This window comes from Pseudomonas ogarae (genome assembly GCF_014268695.2).
Classification (GTDB): Bacteria; Pseudomonadota; Gammaproteobacteria; order Pseudomonadales; family Pseudomonadaceae; genus Aquipseudomonas; species Aquipseudomonas kilonensis.
In genome coordinates, this window is sequence record NZ_CP077086.1 from 6,220,539 (window position 1) to 6,243,713 (window position 23,175).

The window sequence follows — 23,175 nt, forward strand, 5'->3', positions numbered from 1 at the left end:
CTGAATGCTTGTTCGACCTGCCGGTGGGTGGCGCTGTGGGAGCAAGGCTTGCCCGCGATGAACGATAACTCGGTCTGATGGCTACCGTGTCGCCTGCATCGCGAGCAAGCTTTGCTCCCACACGCCCCCACCACAGGGCTTAAATGTTAGATATTCTGCCGATCCCCCTTCGGATCGAAGAACACCGAAGAAACAATCTCTGCCTCGATCACGCTGCCGTCGGCCAATGGCGCGAACACGCGCTCGCCCATCCGCTTGAGCCCGCCCTTGACCACGCCCATGGCAAATGAATAACCCAGGGAGTTGTGGGCATAGCTGGAGGTCACGTGACCAACCATGGTCATCGGGATCGCCTGCTTGGTGTTGAACACCAGTTGCGCGCCCTCCGGCAGCCAGACATTCGGGTCGATCGGCTTGAGGCCCACCAGTTGCTTGCGGTCTTCACGCACGCAATCTTCGCGATTCATGCCGCGCCAGCCGATCCACGAAAACGGTTTGGTACGTCCTACGCACCAGCCCATGTTCAGGTCGTCCGGGGTCATCGAGCTGTCAGTGTCCTGACCGACGATGATGAAGCCCTTCTCGGCCCGCAATACGTGCATGGTCTCGGTGCCATACGGGGTCAGGTTGTACTTCTTGCCGGCCTCGACGATCTGCTCGAGCACGCCCATGGCGTAGTCGGCCTGGACGTTGATTTCGTACGACAGCTCACCGGTGAACGAGATGCGGAACACCCGCGCCGGTACGCCGCCCACCAGGCCTTCCTTCCAGGTCATGAACGGGAAAGCGTCCTTGTCCAGGTCGATGTCAGTGACGTCGCTCAGCAGCTTGCGGCTGTTGGGGCCCGACAGGGTCATGGTCGCCCAGTGGTCAGTGACCGAGGTGAAGTACACCTTCAGGTCCGGCCATTCGGTCTGGTGATAGATCTCCAGCCATTGCAGCACGCGCGCTGCGCCGCCGGTGGTGGTGGTCATCAGGAAGTGGTTGTCCGCCAGACAGGCTGTTACGCCGTCGTCGAAGACCATGCCGTCTTCCTTGCACATCAGGCCGTAGCGGGCCTTGCCCACGTCGAGCTTGGTCCAGGCGTTGGTGTAGACGCGGTTGAGGAACTCGCGAGCATCCGGACCCTGGATGTCGATCTTGCCCAGGGTCGAGGCGTCCAGCAGGCCAACACTGTCACGCACGGCCTTGCATTCGCGCTTGACCGCGGCATGCATGTCTTCGCCGTTCTTCGGGAAGTACCAAGGACGCTTCCACTGGCCGACGTCTTCGAACTCGGCGCCGCTTTTCACATGCCAGGCATGCAGTGCGGTGTAACGCACCGGCTCGAAGATGTGCCCACAGTGCCGGCCCGCCACCGCGCCGAAGGTCACCGGCGTGTAGTTCGGACGGAACATGGTGGTGCCCATCTGCGGGATGCTCACGTTCAGCGAGCGGGCCGCGATGGCCAGGCCGTTGACATTGCCCAGCTTGCCCTGGTCGGTACCGAAACCCAGTGCGGTGTAGCGCTTGACGTGTTCCACCGACTCGAAGCCTTCGCGGGTGGCGAGCTCGATGGCGGCGGCGGTGACGTCGTTCTGCAGGTCGACGAATTGCTTCGGCGCCCGTGCAGTGGATTTTTCGTGGGGCACCTGGAACAGCGCCAGGGTTGGCTCTTCGTGACGGCTCAGGGCTTTGGGCAACACGCCCTCCACGGCCTTGAAGCCGGCTTCGTTGGCCGCGCGCACGCCGCCTTCAAAACCGTCAGCCAAGGTATCACCAAGGCTGTAGACACCGTTCACACCACCGACGCAGACACGCTTTTGCGGTGCTTCGCCCGGTACGAAACCGAGGATGTCTTCACGCCAGATCGGCTTGCCACCCAGGTGCGAAGCCAGGTGAACCACCGGGCTGTAGCCGCCGGAGCTGGCCACCAGGTCGCAGTCCAGCCATTCGCCGGGGCTGGTGACTTTGTGAGCTCGCACGTCGATCGCGGCAACACGTGCCCCGGTGACGCGCTTGCTGCCACGGGCCTCGATCACAGCGCTGCCGGTAAGGATGCGAATGCCCTTGGCGCGGGCTTCTTCCACCAACGCACCACGCGGGTTGCTGCGCGCATCGGCGACAGCCACCACTTGCAGGCCGGCGTCGAACCAGTCCAGGGCCACGCGATAGGCGTGGTCGTTGTTGGTGCTCAGCACCAGTTTCTTGCCCGGTGCCACGCCGTAGCGACGCACGTAGGTGGACACCGCACCCGCCAGCATGTTGCCCGGCACGTCGTTGTTGCCATAGACCAGCGGGCGCTCGCAGGCGCCGGTCGCCAGGACCACGCGCTTGGCGCGGACGCGGTTGATGCGTTGGCGGACCTGGCCGATCGGTGCGCGATCGCCGAGGTGGTCGGTGAGGCGCTCGTGGATGGTCAGGAAGTTATGGTCGTGGTAACCGTTCACCGTGGCGCGAGGCAGCAACACCACTTCTGGCATCGAGCGCAGTTCAGCCACCGCCGCAGCGACCCACTCGGTCGCCGGCTTGCCGTCCAGGCTCTCGCGGGAGTCGAGCAGGCTGCCGCCGAACTCTTCCTGCTCATCGGCCAGGATGACACGCGCACCGCTGCGGGCCGCGGCCAGTGCGGCGGCCAGGCCCGCGGGGCCTGCGCCGACGATCAGCACGTCGCAGTGACGGTTCATGTAGTCGTAGGTGTCCGGATCGTTCTCGGTCGGCGAACGACCCAGCCCTGCGGCCTTGCGGATGTACTTCTCGTAGGTCATCCAGAACGATTGCGGGTACATGAAGGTTTTGTAGTAGAAGCCCGGCGGCATCAGCTTGCCGCCGACCTTGCCGAGAATCCCCATCATGTCGTTGTTCACGTTCGGCCAGCCGTTGGTGCTGGTGGCGACCAGACCCTGGTACAGCGCCTGTTGCGTGGCGCGCACGTTAGGGATTTGCGTGGCTTCGGTGGCACCGATCTGCAGCACGGCATTCGGCTCTTCGGCACCGGCGGCGAAGATGCCGCGCGGACGCGAATACTTGAAGCTGCGGCCAATGATGTCGACACCGTTGGCCAGCAGCGCAGCGGCCAGGGAATCGCCCTCAAAGCCTTTGTAGGTCTGGCCGTTGAAGGTGAAGCTCAGCGCTTTGTTGCGGTCGATCCGTCCACCGTTGGACAGGCGATTGATCTGGCTCATACCTTCTCTCCCAGAGCCTGTGCGGCCGCTTTCGGACTGTCAGCCTTGTCGGTGAATTGCGGCTTTTGGCCGATCTTGTACGTTTCGAGAATCTCGTAGGTCACGGTGTCGCGGGTCACGTTGAAGTACTGGCGGCAACCGGCGACGTGATCCCACAGTTCGTGGTGCAACCCGCGCGGGTTGTCACGGAAGAACATGTAGTCGCCCCACTGTTCGTCGGTGCAGGCGTTCGGATCCAGCGGACGCGGGATGTGCGCCTGGCCGGATGCATGGAATTCCTCTTCGGAGCGCAGTTCGCCGCAGTGAGGACAGAAGATGTGCAACATGGGGATTTCTCCTGTTAGTGGGCAACCGCAGCAGCGCCGTGTTCATCGATCAACGCACCGTTGTGGAAACGGTCGATGGAGAAAGGTGCGGCCAAGGGGTGCATTTCACCCTTGGCCAGGCTCGCGGCAAATACGTTGCCCGAGCCAGGTGTCGCCTTGAAGCCGCCGGTGCCCCAACCGCAGTTGAAGAACATGTTCGGCACCGGGGTCTTGGAGATGATCGGGCAGGCGTCCGGCGTGGTGTCGACGATGCCGCCCCACTGGCGGTTCATGCGTACGCGGGACAACACCGGGAACATCTCGACGATGGCCTGGACCGTGTGTTCGATCACCGGATACGAGCCACGCTGGCCGTAGCCGTTGTAGCCGTCGATACCGGCACCGATCACCAGGTCCCCCTTGTCGGACTGGCTGATGTAGCCGTGCACGGCGTTGGACATGATCACGCTGTCGATGATCGGCTTGATCGGCTCGGACACCAGCGCTTGCAGCGGGTGGGATTCGATCGGCAGGCGGAAGCCCGCGAGCTTGGCCATGTGCCCGGAGTTACCGGCCGTCACCACGCCGACGCGCTTGGCGCCGATGAAACCCTTGTTGGTTTCCACGCCGATGCACACGCCGTTTTCCTTGCGGAAACCGATCACTTCGGTCTGCTGGATCAGGTCCACGCCCAACGCGTCCGCCGCCCGGGCAAAGCCCCAGGCCACGGCATCGTGACGGGCCACGCCGCCGCGACGCTGGACGGTAGCGCCCATCACCGGGTAGCGGGTGTTTTTCGAGCAATCCAGGTACGGGATCTCGTCGGCCACTTGCTTGGCGTTGAGCAGCTCGCCGTCCACGCCGTTGAGGCGGTTGGCGCTGACGCGACGCTCGGAATCACGGATGTCCTGCAGGGTATGGCACAGGTTGTAGACGCCACGCTGGGAGAACATCACGTTGTAGTTCAAGTCCTGGGACAGGCCTTCCCACAATTTCATCGCGTGTTCGTACAGGTGGGCCGATTCGTCCCACAGGTAGTTGGAGCGCACGATGGTGGTGTTGCGCGCGGTGTTACCGCCGCCCAGCCAGCCCTTCTCGACCACGGCCACGTTGGTGATGCCGTGTTCCTTGGCCAGGTAGTAGGCGGTCGCCAGGCCATGCCCGCCACCGCCGACGATGACCACGTCATAGACCTTTTTCGGGGTCGGCGTGCGCCACATCCGCTGCCAGTTTTCGTGATGGCTGAGAGAGTGTTTGAAGAGGCCGAAGCCCGAATAGCGTTGCATAGTCATTACTCCAAAACCGACTCAGCGATAAACCGGGAAGTCCGCGCACAGGGCCGCCACTTGCTGCGCGACATTGGCCTCGACATCGGCATCGCCGAGGTTGTCGAGAATGTCGCAGATCCAGCCGGCCAGCGTGACGCACTGGGTCACCTTGAAGCCACGGGTGGTCACCGCCGGGGTACCGATGCGCAGGCCCGAGGTCACGAACGGCGATTGCGGGTCGTTCGGCACGGCGTTCTTGTTGACGGTGATGTGGGCGCGGCCCAGGGCAGCATCGGCATCCTTGCCGGTCAGGCCCTGACGGATCAGGCTGACCAGGAACAGGTGGTTATCGGTGCCACCGGACACTACATCGTAGCCGCGCTTGATGAACACGCCAGCCATGGCCTGGGCGTTATCGATCACTTGCTGCTGGTAAGCCTTGAAGCCAGGTTCCGCCGCTTCCTTGAAGCACACCGCCTTGCCGGCGATCACGTGCATCAACGGGCCGCCCTGGGCGCCGGGGAATACCGCGGCGTTGAGCTTTTTCTCGATCTCTTCGTTGGCCTTGGCCAGGATCAAGCCGCCACGTGGACCGCGCAGGGTCTTGTGGGTGGTGGTGGTGACCACGTCGGCGTAAGGCAGTGGATTAGGGTACAGACCGGCGGCGACCAGACCGGCAACGTGGGCCATGTCGACGAACAACAGGGCACCGACCTTGTCGGCGATCTGGCGGAAACGTGGGAAGTCCAGGGTCTTGGAGTAAGCGGAGAAACCGGCAACGATCATCTTCGGCTTGTGCTCGACCGCCAGGCGCTCGACTTCGTCGTAGTCGATCAGGCCGGTGGTGGTGTCGATGCCGTATTGCACCGCGTTGTAGAGCTTGCCCGAGGACGACACCTTGGCGCCGTGGGTCAGGTGACCGCCGTGGGCCAGGCTCATGCCCAGGATGGTGTCTCCGGCCTGCAGCAGGGCCAGGTACACGGCGCTGTTGGCCGAAGACCCGGAATGCGGCTGGACGTTGGCGTAATCGGCACCGAACAATTGCTTGGCGCGCTCGATGGCCAGGGCTTCGACTTTGTCGACGTGCTCGCAGCCACCGTAGTAGCGCTTGCCCGGATAACCTTCGGCGTACTTGTTGGTCAGGCCGCTGCCCTGGGCCTCCATCACGCGCTTGCTGGTGTAGTTCTCTGACGCGATCAGCTCGATGTGATCTTCCTGGCGTTGCTCTTCGGCGTTCATCGCCGCCAGCAGTGCATCATCGTAGCCTTGGATTTGGTCTTGCTTGCTGAACATCGCGTCTCTCCCAGCGGCGGCGGTGCGCCTTTCGTCTCGGTGAGGCACGGACCATTCGGTCGTGCCCTTTGGATGCGATGGTATGGCTGGCGCAGGCATGTCAAATGCCTATGGACGCCACGCAAAGGTGCGTTTACGACATGGGATCAAAGAGTCGGAGAGCAAGGCCTGCGCGATAGCACTGTGGGAGCAAAGCTTGCTCGCGATCCAGGCGCCTCGGCCCATGGGAGACCGCGGCGTTTTCATCGCGGGCAAGCCTTGCTCCCACAGGCTTTGCTCCCAAGATGCTGCCCCCCATAGGATTAGGCGGCGATCTGGCGAACCACGAGCAAGACCAGGAAATGCGCGGGATAAAGGCCATACGCCCAGCGCCGCATCGCCGGTGGCTGAAAACGACCTGCCTGTCGCAAAAGCACCAACCCAAGCCATGGCGCGATCAGGCAAGCCACCAACCCGCCGATCGCCACTGGCTCCCCCAGCCACGCCGCGCCATACAGCACCCGCCATTGATTGGCCGCCACGCAGACCAATCCCGGCAACAAGGCCATGTACAAGGGACGCTTGAATACCAGCAACATCGCCAGCGGCAGCAGCACACCAAAGAACCCGAACATCAGTTGCGATGAAAACAGCGCCGCCAATAACAACGCCACCGCGGCCAGACATCGCGCCTCCAGGGTGGGCGTCTGCCAACAGCGCGCCACCAACAATCCCAGCATCAGGGTTGGCATCACATTCAGGGTGGCGGGGACGGGAATGAACAAGCGGTAGGGGATTTCGCTGACGGCGCTGAATAACAACAGCCAGCCCAGGTAACGCCAGGGCGCGGTACTGGCTTCGTTGCGCGCCAGGTTCGCCGCCATCGCCAGACAAAACCAGGGGAACGCCAACCGCCCCGGCACGTACAGCCAATCGACGGAGAACCCGACATATCGCAGATGATCGAGCACCATCGCCAACAGAGCCAGCCACTTGAGCAGGTCCAGCGCCCCGTCACGCCGGTTCATGTGTGAAACCGCTCGATGACTTTGGTACTTTCCGACAGAAACATCCGGTGTGTTCCCCCACTAATCTTGGGTAAAGTGCGCACCAACTTCGATCATGGCGTTGCGCACCCAAGCGCGCGAACCATGATCGACCAAGGCGCTGTGGACCCAAACACGCCGAACCATGGAACGCCCCACCCGGGCATTCCGCCAGGGATCTCTTTACCCAGGACTCTCTATTCAAGGAGCAAGGCCATGACCGACAAGAGTCAACAGTTTGCCAGCGACAACTATTCCGGCATTTGCCCCGAAGCCTGGGCGGCCATGGAAGAAGCCAACCAGGGTCACCAACGCGCCTACGGCGACGACGAGTGGACCCACCGCGCGGCGGACGATTTCCGGACCTTGTTCGAAACCGACTGCGAAGTGTTCTTCGCGTTCAACGGCACGGCGGCCAACTCTTTGGCGTTGTCCTCACTGTGCCAGAGTTACCACAGTGTGATCTGCTCGGAAACCGCCCACGTCGAAACCGACGAATGCGGCGCACCGGAGTTCTTCTCCAATGGCTCCAAGCTGCTGGTAGCGCGCACTGAAAACGGCAAGCTGACCCCCGAGTCGATCCGAGAGATCGCCCTCAAGCGCCAGGACATCCACTACCCCAAGCCCCGGGTCGTGACCCTGACCCAGGCCACGGAAGTCGGCAGTGTCTACACCCCGGAAGAAATCCGCGCCATCAGCGTCACCTGCAAGGAGCTGGGGCTGAACCTGCACATGGACGGCGCGCGTTTTTCCAACGCCTGCGCCTTCCTCGGCTGCTCCCCGGCCGACCTGACCTGGAAGGCCGGCGTGGACGTGTTGTGCTTCGGTGGCACGAAAAACGGCATGGCGGTGGGTGAAGCCATCCTGTTCTTCAACCATGACCTGGCCGAAGACTTCGACTACCGCTGCAAACAGGCTGGGCAACTGGCCTCGAAGATGCGTTTTCTCTCCGCGCCCTGGGTCGGCTTGCTGCAAAACCAGGCCTGGCTCAAGCACGCCCGCCACGCCAACCACTGCGCCCAATTGCTGGCAGAGCTGGTCAGCGACATTCCCGGCGTGGAACTGATGTTCCCGGTCCAGGCCAACGGCGTGTTCCTGCAACTCTCGGAACCGGCCATCGCCGCGCTGACCGCCAAGGGCTGGCGTTTCTACACGTTTATTGGCAAAGGCGGCGCACGCTTCATGTGCTCGTGGGATACCGAAGAAGCACGGGTGCGGGAATTGGCGGCGGATATTCGGGAAGTGATGGGCGCCTGAAGCAACAAGCGCCGTCTTCAGGCTTCCGAGCTTTTGAGCTTTTGAGCTTTTGAGCTTTTGAGCTTTTGAGCTTTTGAGCTTTTGTGGCGAGGGAGCTTGCTCCCGCTGGGCTGCGCAGCAGCCCCATGCGGTGTATCAGGTAGCTCGTGTTTACCGGATGACGACTGCTGCGCAGCCGAGCGGGAGCAAACTCCCTCGCCACAGGGGGCTCACCGCTATTTGGATGGGCAGATCAAAACTCGATCCGCACATCCCCCTTCGGCACGCTGCAGCACGACAGGATGTAGCCCTCGGCTTCGTCGTCCTCGGTGATCCCGCCGTTGTGGTCCATTTCCACTTCCCCGCCCAGCTTCAGCACCTTGCAGGTGCCGCAGATGCCCATGCCGCAGGCCTTGGGGATCATCATGCCGAGCTTGGCAGCCGCGGCGTGCACGGTTTCCCCCGGCCCCACGCGAATGCTCTTGCCCGAGGAGGTGAACTCCACCAGGTGCAGGTCCGCCGCATCGACTTGCGGGGCGTCGGCCGCTTGTTCGGCCTGTTCCACGGCGTCGGCGCGGGCTTCCGGTGGCGTGGCGCCGAAGGATTCCTCGTGATAACGCTTCATGTCATAGCCGGCCGCTTCCAGCAGGCGCTTGACTGCGGTCATGTACGGGGTCGGGCCGCAGCAGAACACCTCGCGATCGAGGAAGTCGGGCACCATCAATTCCAGCATCTTGTGGTTCAGATAACCGCGATAGCCGGCCCAGGGCTCGCCCAGGCCATGTTTTTCGCAGATCAGGTGCAAGCTGAAGTTGTCGATCCGCGACGCCATGTGCTCCAGCTCGCGGTGGTAGATGATGTCCTTGGGCGAGCGGGCGCTGTGGATAAAGGTCATGTCGACATTGGCGTTGGTGTCGTAGAACCAGCGCGCCATGGACATGCATGGCGTGATCCCCACGCCACCGCTCAGGTACAGGACTTTCGGGCTCGGGAAATCGATGGCGTTGAACAATCCCACCGGCCCGTGCACCGCCAGCTCCTGGCCTTCATGCAGGGTGTCGTGCAGCCAGTTGGAAACCTTGCCCCCCGGCACGCGCTTGATGGTCACCGAGAAACTGTAGGGCACCGACGGCGAGCTGGAGATGGTGTAGGAGCGCATGATCGGCTGGCCTTCGATTTCCAGCTCCAGGGTGACAAATTGCCCAGGCTTGAAAAAGAACAGGATCGGCTGGTCAGCCATGAAGCAGAAGGTGCGCACATCCCAGGTTTCCTGGATGACTTTGACGCAACGTACGATATGTCGGCCATTGGCCCAGGTCTGGGTCGTGACCGGGTTCAGGAAGTTATTGGACATGCTGATCTCCACGGCCGACTGTCGGCCTTCATGATGGCGATTGTGCGCAGGCGCCTGGGTGACCATTTACCTATCTGCGACATTCACATACTTATCGCGACCAGCCCCCAACTACCGGGGCTTGCGCGTCGGGAACAGATTGGGCCATGTCGCCCATGGATAAGGTTGCGCCCCTGCGCGGCCCCACACTCGCCCCAACAGATAAACAAAGTTTTCTGCCTTGCGTAGCACAACCGATTAGTCATTTTCACCGGCTCCGCTTAGAGGGCCACGAGGATAAAACGATGGACACCACTACCCTGAGCCTGGGCGATCCGCTGGAACCCGCACGCAAGGCCACCGCGCAAATGCTGCAAGAGCGCGAGCGCACCTTTTCGCTGCCGCAGCCGTTCTACTCCGATGAGCGCCTGTTTGATATCGATATGCAGGAAATCTTCCAGAAGGAATGGTTGATCGCCGGCATGACCTGCGAGATCCCGGCCAAGGGCAATTACCTGACCCTGCAAGTCGGCAAGAACCCGATCATCGTGATTCGCGGTGCCGAGGGCGTGGTGCATGCGTTCCACAACGTCTGCCGCCACCGCGGTTCGCGGCTGTGCACCAGCGACAAGGGCAAGGTCGCCAAACTGGTCTGCCACTACCACCAGTGGACCTACGAGCTGGACGGTCGCCTGCTGTTCGCCGGCACCGAGATGGGCGCCGACTTCGACATGAAGCAGTACGGCCTCAAGCCTGTGAACGTGAAGACCGCGGGCGGCTACATCTTCATCAGCCTGGCCGAGAACCCGCCGGCCATCGATGACTTTTTGTCGACACTGAACCATTACATGGAACCGTACGACATGGAGAACACCAAGGTGGCGGTGCAAACCACCTTGATGGAAAAGGCCAACTGGAAACTGGTGCTGGAAAACAACCGCGAGTGCTACCACTGCGGCGGCGCCCACCCGGAGCTGCTCAAGACCCTGCTGGAATGGGACGACGTCACCGACCCGCGGGCTGACCAGGCGTTCAAGGACCACGTGGCCGCTTCCGCCGCCGCTTGGGACGCCGAGAAGATCCCTTATGCCCACGCCAGCTTCGGCCTGCGCAACCGCATCGTACGCATGCCGCTGCTCAAGGGCACCGTGTCGATGACCATGGACGGCAAGCAAGGCTGCGCCAAGCTGATGGGTCGCATCAAGAACCCGGACCTGGGCTCGATGCGCATCCTGCACTTGCCACACTCGTGGAACCACTGCATGGGCGATCACATCATCGTGTTCACCGTGTGGCCGATCAGCGCCCAGGAAACCATCGTCACCACCAAGTGGCTGGTGCACAAGGACGCGGTCGAAGGCGTGGACTACGACGTGGCGCGCATGCGCCAGGTCTGGGACGCCACCAACGACCAGGACCGTCGCCTGGCCGAAGAAAACCAGCGCGGCATCAACTCCACCGCCTACCAGCCAGGCCCGTACTCCAAGACCTATGAGTTCGGCGTGGTGAACTTCGTCGACTGGTACAGCGAGCGCATGCTCAACAATCTGGGGGCCGAACCGGCGCCGTACCTCAAGGGCGTTCCGGTCCAGGGCTAAAATCCAAAGCTTCGCGAGCAAGCCCGCTCCCACAGTTGACCGAGTTTTTTCAGAAGGAATGCGGTCGAATGTGGGAGCGGGCTTGCTCGCGAAGGCGGTCTAACAGCCAACGACTAATGTGAAGACCACCGCACACTGCCATCCTCCCCATAAAACGTCTCGACAATCTCCTCCCCCTTCAGCCGCACCTTCACATACCCGTTCAACACCCGCTGCGGATACGCCTCGTCCCCCGCCAACTGCGTTTCCGACCACAATACCCCGGCATGCCCGTTCAATTCGCTGGTGGTGCCATAGGGAATCGCCCCGTGCCCGGCGCAGCGCGCATGCAACCCGCCTTGCGGCGCGTAGCAGATACCGTTGTGCAGATGCCCCCAATACCAATAATCCGGCTCGCGCCCCAAGGCGTCGCATACCGGTTGGTAAAGCGCCGTCTTCTTGTGCCCGGAAATATCGAAGCCCTGGTGATGACTGAGCACCATGAGTTTCTTGCGCTTGGGCAGGGTTTTCATCCACTCGATCTGCTGGGTGTTGAGGGTGCCATCCATGTACAGATTCATGGCGTCCGAGGCGTAGGCGCTATCGAGGCCAACCACCAGCCAGTCGTCGTTGTACAAGGCAAAGTAACTGGTGCCCTGCTGCACCGGGAAACGCTTGGACAATTCCTTGAAATAGCCGTGGGCACCGCTGTACATCTCGTGGTTGGAGTTAAGGGTGAACGCGCCATGCTTGCCCTGGGGCCAGCCGACCATGTCGACGTCTTCCTGGGAATGGGTGCCGGCGTAATACACGTCGCCCAGATGGATGGTGAAATCGGCCAGGGCCAGTTGCATCTGGTTGGCCACCGCCACCGCCGGAGCGTGACTGTCGAACGGCCCGGTGCCCCAGTCGCCAGCGATGGCCAGCACCACGTCGCTGTCCATTTTCACCAGCGCCGGGTTGGTGGCGAACGGTGCGTGGTGGCGCAGGTTCTCGATCCACTTGAGCAGCGCCTCGCTCCACAACAGGTCCAGCAGTTCCCATTTGCGGCAGCCGAGCAAGGTGCCGTCCTTGAGTACCCGGGTCGGTAGCTCGTCCTCGCTTTGCGGCAAGGGCTCGGCATTGCCGATCTTGAGGATCGACAGGCCGTGGGCCAGCTCCCACGGCACAGCCGGTTCGTCGTCCGGCAGGTCGCCATGTTCGATGACGTGCCGGGCCTGGTCGTGGCCTCGCTGCAGCAGCTTGACGATGGCCTGGAACTCCTCGGGCTCAAGGTCGTTGACCAGCTTTTTCCAGGACATCTCCAGCCGCGTGACCAACCCATGCAGGCGGACCTTGACCTTGTCGAACTCATGTTCCCAATGGTGCAGTAATGACATGTGAACGCTCCTTCGCAATGCCCTGGGCTACAGGGTCTTCATGAATTCGATCAGGGCCCGTTTGTCGACGTCCGACAGCTGCGTGCCATACAGGTGACCGCCGTTGTGATTGCCTTCCAGGCGGGTGTCGTATTTGAAATCCGCCGACGCCTTCATCTGCGCGCCGCTGGTGATGAAGCCGACCTTCTCCTGGTCGTAGATGTCGGAGCCGGTGTAGAACACTTGCGGACGTTGCTCTGGCGCTTGCAGCAAATCCCACAGGGTCGGCACCGAACCGTTGTGCAGGTACGGCGCGCGCAGCCAGATACCGTCGGTGGGCGTGTTGCTGTAGCTCTGGGTCTTGCGGTAGGCGCCGAAGTCGAACGGCGGTTTCTTGAAGCCGTGGAACGCCGTCACCAGGCCGGTGGTGAAGGAATTCAGGCGATGGGGATCGGTGCCCAACTGGTCGATGTTGGTGGTGACCTGACCGGTGTCGCTGCGGCCAAAATCGTGGCAGCTGGCGCAGTTTTTCTCCCAGATCGGTTTGCCTTGGGCGACTTTCGCCTGGTCCAGGGCGAACGGCCAGGCCGGCGCCTTGTGGCCCAGCAGCCAGTTCGTGACGCGATTGAAACTCGGCGGCAGCACCGATTGCGGCGTCGCGCCCACGGCCATGGCCGCTGCGTAGTTGCGTTCGTGGATCTTGTTGTTATTGCCGTCCCAATGCAGGTACATGGACTCACGCGGTTTCTGGTTCCAGACCTGCGGCAGATCCACGGTGCCGATGGTGGAGTCATCCGGGAAGCCGAACACCACCATTTTGGTCGGGTTGAAGGTGTCGGTCCGCCCTGGCCCCTGGGCCGGACGCAGCTTCTGCCAGGCATACGCCTGCTTCTGCTTGAGCAGCGCACTCTTGGCCATCGGGATGATCAGGTAACGGTTGTACAGCTTCTCGAAAAAACCCAGTTGGAACTTGCCATTGATCGCCGCCATCACCGCATCGGGGGTGAATTTCGGGTCGCTGGCACACTCGTAGGCGAACCACTGGAAGGCCTGCAGTTGCAGGGTATTGGCCGGCGCGCTGGCGACCGGAATCGCTATGTCAGTGGCATTGGCCCGGTAGGAACCGGTGTGGCACAGGGCGCAGTTGGGCTCGACAGTGGGGTAACCCAGTTGCCGCTTGGCCATGCCGATGGGCAGGTCGTTGCCGTTTTCATAGAGAAAACCGAACACCTCGTAACCACCCGGCTTGGGCAGTTTTTCCGGGCACATCTGCGGCAGCACGGCGAACAGGTAGTAGGGAATCCGCGCCTCGATGCCCAGGCCGATGGCGGCGTATTTGTAATGGTCTTCGTCGGAGGCAAAGTCCGCTTGCGGCACTTCCCGGATCATCTGGTACCAGGTCTGGTAGCCGATGAAGCCCAGCACCAGCAGCACCACCAGCGCGCCGACCTTGAAACCGTGGCTCTGCCAGCGCCGCGCCCAGCCGGCGCGCCATTCCCGCCAGCCGGCGCAAAGCAAGGCCAGCGGACGATTCGCCGCTGGGCAGCCGAGGTACAGCAGCACGCCCAGGATCAGGAACATGCTCAGGTCGCCCATCAGCATCGGCACGAACAGCTGGCCTTGGTTGTTGGTGTTGATCAGGTAGATCCAGAACACCACCGCCACCAGCCGCGACAGCACGCACAACCACGAATGCACGACGAAACGCGGCGCGTTGAACCCCGAGGGCATGTAGAACAGGATGATCCCCACCAGCAACATGCCGGCGTTCTCCAGCCAGGGATCGGACAATACGGGGGGCAGGCCGATCATGGACGTCAGCAACGCCGGCGCGAACAGCGCCGGGATCGCGAAGAACATGTTCATGACAATCCCGACCCAGATGATGCGTTGGAACCAGCGGATGTAAGTGTTCATGGCATCCTTTTTCCTTATTCCTGACTCACGAGATGCGGCGCTCTGGTGATCGCCATCGCGAGCAAGCTCGCTCCCACACTGGATCAGCGGTACATAGCCCCCCTGTGGGAGCGAGCTTGCTCGCGATGCAGTCGACTCGGTCTTGAGTCAACCGAGCGCCGTCTTCTCCAGGTGCTCAAGGATGATCGGATACACATCCACCACCGCATCCTTGCCGAACATGCAGTCGATGTGGCCGTACCCCGGCACTTCGTGGCGGCTGAACAACTGCGGGCCGTGCATCTCGCACAGTCGTTCGTAGGTCTTGAGAGTGCTTTGCGGCAGGTAGCACTGGTTGTCGGCGCCGCTGATGAAGCAGATCGGCAACTTCAACCGATCGAAATGCGGCATGTAGACGTCGTTGCCCTTGAAGTCCACCAGATGCCCCTTGCGTACGATCAGCGCCAGGTGCTCGAAGGTCTGGATATTCGACTCGCCGAACAACTCATGCAGGTTGTCGTGCAGGGTTTCGTTGAGGGTGTCGTGGCGGTACAGCGACGCATACATGAACGTGATGCGATGGCAGACCGGGTTGGTGCAATAGCCCTGGGCCTCGATCCGGGCATAGCCGTTAAGGGCCTTGTCGTAGAGTTTGTTGAACCAGCTTTCCTTGGTGTCGGCGTAGGCCGTGAGGGACTTGATGCCGATGGCATCGAGCATCCCCGGCAAGTGCAAACCGGCCTTCAGCCCGGTAGCAGTGGCGACCACCGTGTCGGCGGCGATCTGCGAGCAGACCACCGAACGCACGCCCTGCAAGCCCGCCAGCATCGACATGAAGAACGTCGTCGCGCCGTAGCAATGCACCACGCACTGCACGTCACGGGCCAGGGTCGCCTGCTGGATCTGCTCGATGGCGGCCTTGAAGTCGTACTGGGCCACCTGGTCGCCGTTCCATTCATTTTTGCTGGCCGGCAGCAGGATGCTCACCCGCAAATCCAACAGCCAGACGTCGTATTCGTGCTTGCAGAGGTATTCCAGCAGGTTGGTGTGGATGGTGTCGGTGGAGAAAATATTCGAGCCCACGCCCAGGCCATGGACCAACATCACCGGGCCTTTGCTGCCGGCCTGGTAACGGGTCAGGCGCAGCTCGACGTTGTCTTCGGTCTGGAAGAAATGCACCACCGGTGGCGGCGCATCCAGTGGACGTTTCAACCGGGGCGGCGCGTCCGGGTTGAAGTAGACGTCGCCGGCGAAGACACCGCCATAGCTCTCCCACAAGATGCCGGCAAAGAACTTGCCGAACCGCGCCAGCGCCTCCACGCGCTCACGTTCATTGCGGGCATTGAGCACTTTCATGGTGGTCATTTGCTTGGCGAAGTCGGCCGGCAGAATGTGCATCACCCCCGAACCGATCACCGCGCCGGTCTTGTCCGGCCCGCGATAGAGGGTGACGTACAAGGTGCTGGTGTCGTGCCAGATGTTCAGCACACCGTTGTCCTCGGGCACGGTCTTGAAGGCGCTGAAGTAATAGTCGCTGCCGTCTTCGGCGGTCAGCTTCATGTCGTAGTTCATGTGCCGCACGCCAACCTGCTCCTGGTACTGCTCGAACAGGTTGAACACCCCATTGCTGGCGACCAGCGGCTGCGCTGAGAGCAACGGAGCATCCAGGGTGCCCACCAGGGTTGCCGCATGTTCCGGTTCCTTGATCAGGCGATTGAGGTCGGCGGCGGTGATGGTCAGGGTGAATTCGATGGGCGAATTGTCGACCTTGCCACGCTTGGCCGCCGCTTCGTACAGGCTGAGATCGGTGCCCTGGGGCTGGGTGAAGGCGGTGGAGAAGTAGCCCTTCATGGTTTCGGTGAACTGCACGCCGAGGGTCGGCGCCGCCACCGCTTTACGCGGGGCCGAAGGCAACGTGTAGTCGATGATCCAACCCCGATCAGCCGCCAGCAGGCCCACGTTGCGCTCGCTCACCGCCGAGATGGTCAGCAACGGGTTGACCGCCAACGACGTCGGGATCACCGAACCGTCGGTCACGTACAGGCCCGCGTAGACATCGGTGCCGCTGGCGCCACTGAACACCTGGCCCTTGTGGTTGACCACGCCTTGGGTCGCATCCTCGCCCATCACGCAACCGCCCAGGGGATGGACCGAGACGATGCTGTGCTTGAGCAACTTGGTCCAGATCGGGTTCTCGACCCAGATCCCGCCCAGGGCCTTGGTGCTCTGGTGCAGCCGCTCGTTGCCGAGGGTGACGTTCTCCTGTTCGCCGACGCCGGGCCAGTCGATGCGCAACTGATCCTTGCTGTCGAGCAGCATGCGCCCCTTGGCGTTGTCATGGCTCATGATCAGGTAGGTCTGCATGTTGTGCAGCGCGCCGTGATACGGCCCGCGCAGGAAGCTCTCGGCTTCGCGCCCCTTGTACTTGAGGCTGGCGCCGAAGCCGGTGTCGGTGGGCACGCCGATCATCCCGGCGAACGCCGCCATGCTCGGCACCATGGCTTGGCCGAGGGCGCCGGGAATCGAACCTTCCTCGATGACCATGCGGCTGCGCCAGTCGCCCTCGGTGCGCATGTCGATGATCGAGGTGATGCACGGCCCCACCGGTTCCAGTTCCTTGGCCGAATGGGCGCCGAAGCCGATGCCGTTGATGACCTGGTCGCAGTTGTGTCCGAAGCCGAGGATGTCGCCGTTGCCGCTCATGTGCTCGCCCAATTGGCCGGACATCGACAGGCCCTTGTCCCGCGAGCGCAACATGATTTCGGTGGAGCCCAGGGTGCCGGCGGACACCACCACGATATCGGCCCGCACGAACAGGGTCGGCGCCGAGAACATCTCGCGGCCGCTGTCCAGGTATTGGAAGTGCACGATCCAGCCATCGCCGTCGCGCTCCAGGTGCCGCACCTCGGCCTGGCAGAAGATCTCCGCGCCGTGGTTCCAGGCATCCGGCAGGTAGTTCATCAGCGTGGTGTTCTTGGCCTTGTTGTTACAGCCCGAAACGCAATCGCCACAACCATTGCACGGCAGCTGCTCGACGCCGACGTGGTTGAGGTTGTTGGGCAGCTTGTCGAAAGTCACGTTGATCGGTGGTTTGTAGAAATGCGCGCCTTGCTTGAGGTAATCGGCGGACTTCTTGTGCGCGTCGAGCTTGGGCAGGTTCGGTTCCGACGCTGGGTAAGGGTTGGGCTTTAGCATCTCCCGGGCCCGGGCGTAGCCGTCCTTGAGCAGCGTGTCCTGGTGATCACGGACCGCCTGGGGCCAGCGCGGGTCCTCGAACACGCCAGGCTCCGGCTCCAGCGCAACGTTGGCATTGATCAGCGACGTGCCGCCCAGGCCACAACCGACCACCACGTTTTGCTGGGCGTTGACGTGCAGGTCGAACAACCCGGTGCGCGAACCGATGTGGCCGTCCGGGTCGTGGACTTGCAGTTCCTCGGTGGCTGCGAGCAGGGTATTGGGGTATTCGCCGGGCTGGATTTCCCGGCCACGCTCCAGCAGGCACACCTTGCGCCCGGCCCGGGACAGGCGCGAGGCAGCAATGCCGCCTCCATAGCCCGAACCGATGACGATCACGTCGTAGTGCTCCTGGATATCACTGATGGGGGTCGAGATCCGTGTCATGTTCAAGTCCTCTCAGGCAGAAGGGGCAACTCTGCGGTTGCCTGCAAATCGACAGGCGCACGAACGCCTGGCCACCGTCCCATGCAGGGTCCGGCGACAGTCAGCGGTGCTACAGGGGAAAAACCCGGGCGCTATAGACGCGCACGCTGATTGACGGCGCGACGATGAATGCGTTTGTGCAACGAGGTGGGAGGTGTCGGGACGCAGGTCACCGATGATTGCGGGTGTGAGCGGGGGTCCTTGCTATCCATCATGTGTTCTCCCTGAACCTGATGTGGATAAAGTGGCGATGTCCTTGTGCCATGGAGTGAAGACAGCCCACAGACCCTCGTCAAGGGTGTGACTTAGAACTGTATGAAATTTGATCTATCGCGATTTGCGCTATGCCCGCCGTGGCTTGCAGCGTTTGGCGAACAAGTTATCCACATGACCACCCACAGCAAATGGGGACAAGTGTGCGTATGTCCGGTATTTTTCCACCGGCAAAGTGAATAAAAACCGTGACTTATGAACAATGACGGTTTTACTGGCCTATCGGTTGTTTTTTGATCAAGGACCTGTAAGCCATGCCTGGCAAGGCGTGTGGCGGTGAGCGAACACCTTATCCACAGAAGCGCCAACAGTGTTTGGGGGTAATTTTGACGATTCTGTGGAAAACCCTTTGGACGGCTTGTAAATCGAGGTTCTTCGAAGGTTTTCCTGATAAAAAAGGCTGTTTGATCACTTTATGATCAAATCACTGAGCGCCCCGGTTCGTATGGCTTACAGCGTAGAGCGAACATCTTATCCACAGAAGCGCCAACAGAGATTGGGGGCAAGTTTCGGTTGGAACGGACAATTACTCACAGACAAAAGCCAATAAAAACCGTGGGTTAGACTGACTGTTTTTTGATCGAAGGCCTGGAGAGCCTGATTTGCATGGGGTGCAGCGAGGGGCGAACAGGTTATCCACAGAAGCGCGCACAGGGATTGTGGGTAACCCACCATGCCTATTCTTTGTGGGAGCTAGCCCGGTGGGAGCAAAGCTTGCTCGCGATGAAAACGCCTCGGTCTCTTAAGTGCCGAGCCGCCTGGATCGCGAGCAAGCTTTGCTCCCACAAGGGGTTAGGGGGTACTTGAGGTCAGCGAACCACCCCTTCCTCCACCAACAACTTGAGAATCGCCTCGGCCCCCGCCTCCGGGCTCACGCCCTTGAGCACCTGCCCGCCTCCACCACTGGCCTTGGCCGTGGCGGCTTTCATGCGGTCGGCGCCACTCTTGGCCTTGATCACTTTCAGGCGTTTGGGGCGCGGCTTGGCCGGTTGCAGGGTTGCCACCGCCAGCAAGGTGTCGTCGATCACTTCGACTTCCTCGGCATGCAATGCCCCCCGACGGGCCGGGCCGTAAGCGCTTTGCCGAGGCTTTGGCGCGGCGTTATCCACAGTGGCCAGGAACGGCAGGCGCACTTTGAGACGTCGCCGTTGGCCGCGAGGCAAGGCTTGCAGCACCAGGGCCACACCATTGTCGATGGACTCGACCTGGGCCAGCCCCACCACCAGCGGCCAACCGAGACTCTCGGCCAGCAGGAACGGCAGCATGCCCGAGCCTTCACCGGTTTCCGCCTGGCTGCCGGTGAGCACCACCTGGGCGCCGGCGTCACGCAGGTAATCGGTCAGGGCCGGCAGGGCGTCCGCGCCGACAGGATTTTCCAGCACGTGCAGTTCGTCCAGGCCCATGCCCAGGTAGGCGCGCAGGGCCGGTTCGGCCACGTCGCCGGCGTGCAGCACTTGCAGGTCGCTGCCGGCCAGTTGCAAGCCCAGCTCCACGGCCCGGGCGTCCTGTTCGGCGCGCCGGGGCCGCCCGGAAGTGGGGTGGGCGCCGATGGACACGAGGCTGATCACTTGGGTACTCATCAACTTATCCTTCTTAAGCCGCATCGCGCTTGGCTTCGTTGCGGTAAGCCTCTACCGCCGCGATCAAGGCCTGGAGAATCGCCGCGCTGTCACCGATCACCGACAGGTCCGCCCGTTTGATCATGTCGCAGCCCGGATCGAGGTTGATCGCCACCACCTTGTCGCAGGCGCCAATGCCCTGCAGGTGCTGAATCGCCCCGGAAATCCCCACGGCCACGTAGACCCGCGCCGTAACCCAGGTGCCGGACGCACCGACCTGGCGATCGCGGGCCATGAAGCCGTCGTCCACCGCCACCCGCGAAGCGCCTTCGGTGGCACCCAGGGCGGCTGCGGTCTGGTGGAACAGTGCCCAGTCCTTGACTCCGTTGCCGCCGGAGAAAATGAATTCGGCCTCGGCCATCGGAATCGCGCCCGGGTCCACCGCCACCGCGCCGAGGTCTTCGATACGCGACAAGCTGCGGGCCACGCTTGTGGATAACTCCACGGGCAAGGCTTCGTGGCGGGTTTCGCTGACCGGTTCAGCGCATTCGGCCGCTGCCAGGATCAAGCGCGCCAATGGCCGGGCCAAGTCTTGCAGGCCGGCGCCGGCGCGGCCGATGCATTCTTCACCCTTGACCTGCCAGACCCGCGTGGCTGGGCGTTCGCCCAGGGCCGCAGCCAAACGCCGGCCCAGTTCGCCGCCACCGGTGCGGCTGTCAGGCAACAGCCAATGGCGTGGGCTGAACTGGTTATCCACAGCCCGCAGGCCTTGCACTCGTTGTTCCGGTGCATAACCGCTGAATTCCTCGCCATCGAGCACCAGCAAGCGGTCGACACCGGCCGTGGCGAAGGCGTTTTCCTTGTGTTCGCCGAAGACCACCGCCAGCACCGCGCCTTCGCTACCGGCAAGCTGGTGGGCCAGGCCCAGCAGATCGCGGTCGTGGCTGCTCAAGCGGCCACCGACCATGTCCGGCACCACACTGATGTAGAACGCCGGTTGCGGCACCTGATGCAGCGGCAATTGCACTTCAACGGCAGCGCTGCGTTTGCTCGCGCCACCCTGCTGGGCACCGCTGCGGTCGATCCGCTTGATGCCATTGGGGCCGATGAAACCGACGCCATGGACATTCTTGCGGATGATGCCGTTGGGGCCCATCCAGCTGTGCTGCACCGGTTGCATGGCCGCGTGCAGCGGGTGCAGGCGGTTGCGGGCGATCCACTCGGCGCGAGGGTCGCGGCGGATGATGTCGCTCATTAATGCACCTCCGCAGGTTCACGTTTGGCCGGGGCTACAGGCTTGCTTGGGGCCGCGTCTTCCAGCAGCGCGTCGGCCACCAGTTCGGCAATGTCCTTGATCATCGGCCGCGGCTCGACCACGCCTTCCAGCATCGCGGTGCACTGCGGACAACCCACGGCCACCAGTTCGGCGCCGGTTTCGCGGATGTCTTCCATGCGCATGTCGGGGATACGCTGCTTACCCGGGATGTCGGTGATCGGCGCGCCGCCGCCACCGCCGCAGCAACGCGAACGGAAACCGGAACGCTGCATCTCCTTGACCTCGATACCCAGCGCACGCAGCACCTGGCGCGGCGCCTCGTATTCGCCGTTGTAGCGGCCCAGGTAGCATGGGTCGTGATAAGTCACGCTGTCGCCCTTGTGCTGGCCGAGGTTCAGCGCGCCGGCGTCGATGATTTCCGCCATGTAGGTGCTGTGATGCTGCACCAGGTAGTTGCCATCGAAGGCGCCGTATTCGTTTTTCAGTACGTGGAAACTGTGGGGGTCGCAGGTGACGATGCGGTTGAAGCTGTATTTGGCCAAGGTCTGGATATTGCGTTTGGCCAACAACTGGAACGTCGCCTCATCACCCAGGCGCCGGGCCACGTCGCCGCTGTCGCGTTCTTCGAGGCCGAGCACGGCGAAGTCGATTTTCGCCGCCTTGAGCACTTTGACAAAAGCGCGCAAGGTACGCTGGTTGCGCATGTCGAAGGCACCGTCGCCGACCCAGAACAGGACGTCGGTGGATTTCTTCTCGCTGAGCAGGTTCAGGTTCAAGTCCGCCGCCCAGTTCATCCGCCCGCCCGGGGCGAAGCCGCCAGGGTTGTCGGTGGCGATAAGGTTTTCCAGCACTTCGGCGCCCTTGTTCGGCGTGGCGCCTTTTTCCAAGGTCAGGTGGCGGCGCATGTCGACGATGGCGTCGACGTGCTCGATCATCATCGGGCACTCCTCGACGCACGCCCGGCAGGTGGTGCAGGACCATAGGGTCTCGGCATCCACCAGGCCGTTGACGATGGGTTGATGTGGGTTGCCGCCATGCTCACCGACAGGTTTACCTGGGTAAGGGCTGCCAGCGAATTTCGCATCGGTGCCGCCGGCCAGGCCGACGACCATGTCCTGGATGAGTTTTTTCGGGTTCAACGGCTGGCCGGCAGCGAACGCCGGGCAAGCAGCCTCACACTTGCCGCACTGCACGCAGGCATCGAAGCCCAGCAGTTGGTTCCAGGTGAAGTCCTTGGGTTTTTCCACACCCAACGGTGCGCTAGGGTCGTTCAAGTCCAACGGCTTCAGACCGGTGGAACGACCGCCACCAAAGCGCTCCGCTCGGCGGTGCCAGGCCAGGTGCAGGGCACCGGCGAAGGCGTGTTTCATCGGCCCGCCCCAGGTCATGCCGAAAAACAATTCCGACACACCCCACAGCACGCCGACACCCAGGATCGCCGCCACCAGCCAACCGCCGAAGTTTTCCGGGAGGATGCCCGCCACCGGCAGGGTCACCAGGAAGAACGACGCCGAGAAGGCCAGCAGGCTTTTCGGCAGGCGCATCCAGGGGCCCTTGGACAAACGGGCCGGCGGATTGCGCCGACGCAGGTACATAAAGATCGCGCCAACGAACATCACCGCCGACATCAGCAGCAAGGCGTAACCGAGGATGCGGTTGTGCAGGCCAAAACCGTGTACCAAAATCGCCAACACAATCGATGCCACCGCACCACCGGCAGTTGCGACGTGGGTATTGGCAATGTATTTGTCCCGCGCCACCACATGGTGCAAATCCACCATATAACGCTTGGGCATGGCGAAGAGACCGCCGATCAGATCGACCTTGGCCGGTCGTCCGCGGCGCCACATGTTCACCCGCCGCAAGGCGCCAAGGACCGCGAGGCCCAGGGCAGCAAACAGCAGGATGGGAAGAAGGGTGTTCAACATAGGTGTTGCTCCCAAAGACCACAG

General features: G+C 62.3%; 14 protein-coding genes. 2 read left to right on the forward strand and 12 right to left on the reverse strand.

The features are described from left to right. Positions 1-146: 146 nt before the first annotated feature. The 5 genes from HU749_RS27575 to HU749_RS27595 all read right to left on the reverse strand — a co-directional run bounded on the left by HU749_RS27575 (position 147) and on the right by HU749_RS27595 (position 7,037). On the reverse strand, positions 147-3,164 hold the full coding sequence (locus HU749_RS27575; RefSeq protein ID WP_046063305.1) for a sarcosine oxidase subunit alpha: 3,018 nt from the start codon (positions 3,162-3,164) through the stop codon (positions 147-149). After that, the gene (locus HU749_RS27580; RefSeq protein ID WP_003206305.1) at positions 3,161-3,490 is read right to left on the reverse strand and encodes a sarcosine oxidase subunit delta; all 330 of its coding nucleotides are present in this window, start codon (positions 3,488-3,490) and stop codon (positions 3,161-3,163) included. The genes HU749_RS27575 and HU749_RS27580 overlap by 4 nt, the downstream gene beginning before the upstream one ends. Before the next feature lie 14 nt (positions 3,491-3,504). Then, a complete protein-coding gene (locus tag HU749_RS27585; protein WP_003177603.1) occupies positions 3,505-4,755 on the reverse strand; it encodes a sarcosine oxidase subunit beta in 1,251 nt (416 codons plus the stop codon). Between the two features lie 21 nt (positions 4,756-4,776). Beyond that, on the reverse strand, positions 4,777-6,030 hold the full coding sequence (gene glyA, locus HU749_RS27590; protein WP_003206308.1) for a serine hydroxymethyltransferase: 1,254 nt from the start codon (positions 6,028-6,030) through the stop codon (positions 4,777-4,779). 302 nt (positions 6,031-6,332) lie between these two features. Beyond that, complete coding sequence (locus HU749_RS27595; RefSeq protein ID WP_046063304.1) at positions 6,333-7,037, reverse strand: TraX family protein; 705 nt, start codon at positions 7,035-7,037, stop codon at positions 6,333-6,335. A gap of 234 nt (positions 7,038-7,271) precedes the next feature. On the opposite strand from HU749_RS27595, the gene HU749_RS27600 reads away from it, so the two are divergent. Then, positions 7,272-8,312 (forward strand): threonine aldolase family protein, encoded by a 1,041-nt coding sequence (locus tag HU749_RS27600; RefSeq protein ID WP_186649187.1) that lies wholly within the window; start codon positions 7,272-7,274, stop codon positions 8,310-8,312. Positions 8,313-8,544: 232 nt separating this feature from the next. Here HU749_RS27600 and gbcB read toward each other — a convergent pair whose 3' ends face one another. Next, entirely contained in the window at positions 8,545-9,645 is a 1,101-nt protein-coding gene (gene gbcB, locus HU749_RS27605) for a glycine betaine monooxygenase reductase subunit (RefSeq protein WP_046063313.1), read from the reverse strand. 284 nt (positions 9,646-9,929) lie between these two features. Between gbcB and gbca the strand changes: the two genes are divergently transcribed. Further along, entirely contained in the window at positions 9,930-11,222 is a 1,293-nt protein-coding gene (gene gbca, locus HU749_RS27610) for a glycine betaine monooxygenase oxygenase subunit (RefSeq protein ID WP_186649191.1), read from the forward strand. A gap of 113 nt (positions 11,223-11,335) precedes the next feature. On the opposite strand, the gene HU749_RS27615 is transcribed toward gbca, so the two are convergent. The 6 genes from HU749_RS27615 to dgcB all read right to left on the reverse strand — a co-directional run bounded on the left by HU749_RS27615 (position 11,336) and on the right by dgcB (position 23,151). Next, on the reverse strand, positions 11,336-12,580 hold the full coding sequence (locus HU749_RS27615) for a metallophosphoesterase (RefSeq protein ID WP_095962534.1): 1,245 nt from the start codon (positions 12,578-12,580) through the stop codon (positions 11,336-11,338). 27 nt (positions 12,581-12,607) lie between these two features. Beyond that, the gene (locus HU749_RS27620) at positions 12,608-14,476 is read right to left on the reverse strand and encodes a c-type cytochrome (protein ID WP_186649194.1); all 1,869 of its coding nucleotides are present in this window, start codon (positions 14,474-14,476) and stop codon (positions 12,608-12,610) included. A 147-nt stretch (positions 14,477-14,623) separates the two neighbouring features. Beyond that, complete coding sequence (locus HU749_RS27625; protein WP_186649197.1) at positions 14,624-18,076, reverse strand: GMC oxidoreductase; 3,453 nt, start codon at positions 18,074-18,076, stop codon at positions 14,624-14,626. Positions 18,077-19,197: 1,121 nt separating this feature from the next. Then, positions 19,198-19,968, reverse strand: a complete 771-nt coding sequence (gene etfB, locus HU749_RS27630; protein ID WP_046063298.1) for an electron transfer flavoprotein subunit beta — start codon at positions 19,966-19,968, stop codon at positions 19,198-19,200. 13 nt (positions 19,969-19,981) lie between these two features. After that, entirely contained in the window at positions 19,982-21,202 is a 1,221-nt protein-coding gene (gene etfA / locus HU749_RS27635; RefSeq protein ID WP_046063297.1) for an electron transfer flavoprotein subunit alpha, read from the reverse strand. After that, complete coding sequence (gene dgcB / locus HU749_RS27640; RefSeq protein ID WP_186649200.1) at positions 21,202-23,151, reverse strand: dimethylglycine demethylation protein DgcB; 1,950 nt, start codon at positions 23,149-23,151, stop codon at positions 21,202-21,204. Before dgcB ends, etfA begins: the two co-directional genes overlap by 1 nt. Positions 23,152-23,175 lie beyond the last annotated feature (24 nt).

What these genes read in the sequence shown, in the direction of transcription:
- HU749_RS27575 (WP_046063305.1), bottom strand. Translation starts at nt 3,164, where the DNA reads ATGAGCCAGATCAATCGCCTGTCCAACGGTGGACGGATCGACCGCAAC.
- HU749_RS27580 (WP_003206305.1), bottom strand. Translation starts at nt 3,490, where the DNA reads ATGTTGCACATCTTCTGTCCTCACTGCGGCGAACTGCGCTCCGAAGAG.
- HU749_RS27585 (WP_003177603.1), bottom strand. Translation starts at nt 4,755, where the DNA reads ATGCAACGCTATTCGGGCTTCGGCCTCTTCAAACACTCTCTCAGCCAT.
- glyA (WP_003206308.1), bottom strand. Translation starts at nt 6,030, where the DNA reads ATGTTCAGCAAGCAAGACCAAATCCAAGGCTACGATGATGCACTGCTG.
- HU749_RS27595 (WP_046063304.1), bottom strand. Translation starts at nt 7,037, where the DNA reads ATGAACCGGCGTGACGGGGCGCTGGACCTGCTCAAGTGGCTGGCTCTG.
- HU749_RS27600 (WP_186649187.1), top strand. Translation starts at nt 7,272, where the DNA reads ATGACCGACAAGAGTCAACAGTTTGCCAGCGACAACTATTCCGGCATT.
- gbcB (WP_046063313.1), bottom strand. Translation starts at nt 9,645, where the DNA reads ATGTCCAATAACTTCCTGAACCCGGTCACGACCCAGACCTGGGCCAAT.
- gbca (WP_186649191.1), top strand. Translation starts at nt 9,930, where the DNA reads ATGGACACCACTACCCTGAGCCTGGGCGATCCGCTGGAACCCGCACGC.
- HU749_RS27615 (WP_095962534.1), bottom strand. Translation starts at nt 12,580, where the DNA reads ATGTCATTACTGCACCATTGGGAACATGAGTTCGACAAGGTCAAGGTC.
- HU749_RS27620 (WP_186649194.1), bottom strand. Translation starts at nt 14,476, where the DNA reads ATGAACACTTACATCCGCTGGTTCCAACGCATCATCTGGGTCGGGATT.
- HU749_RS27625 (WP_186649197.1), bottom strand. Translation starts at nt 18,076, where the DNA reads ATGACACGGATCTCGACCCCCATCAGTGATATCCAGGAGCACTACGAC.
- etfB (WP_046063298.1), bottom strand. Translation starts at nt 19,968, where the DNA reads ATGAGTACCCAAGTGATCAGCCTCGTGTCCATCGGCGCCCACCCCACT.
- etfA (WP_046063297.1), bottom strand. Translation starts at nt 21,202, where the DNA reads ATGAGCGACATCATCCGCCGCGACCCTCGCGCCGAGTGGATCGCCCGC.
- dgcB (WP_186649200.1), bottom strand. Translation starts at nt 23,151, where the DNA reads ATGTTGAACACCCTTCTTCCCATCCTGCTGTTTGCTGCCCTGGGCCTC.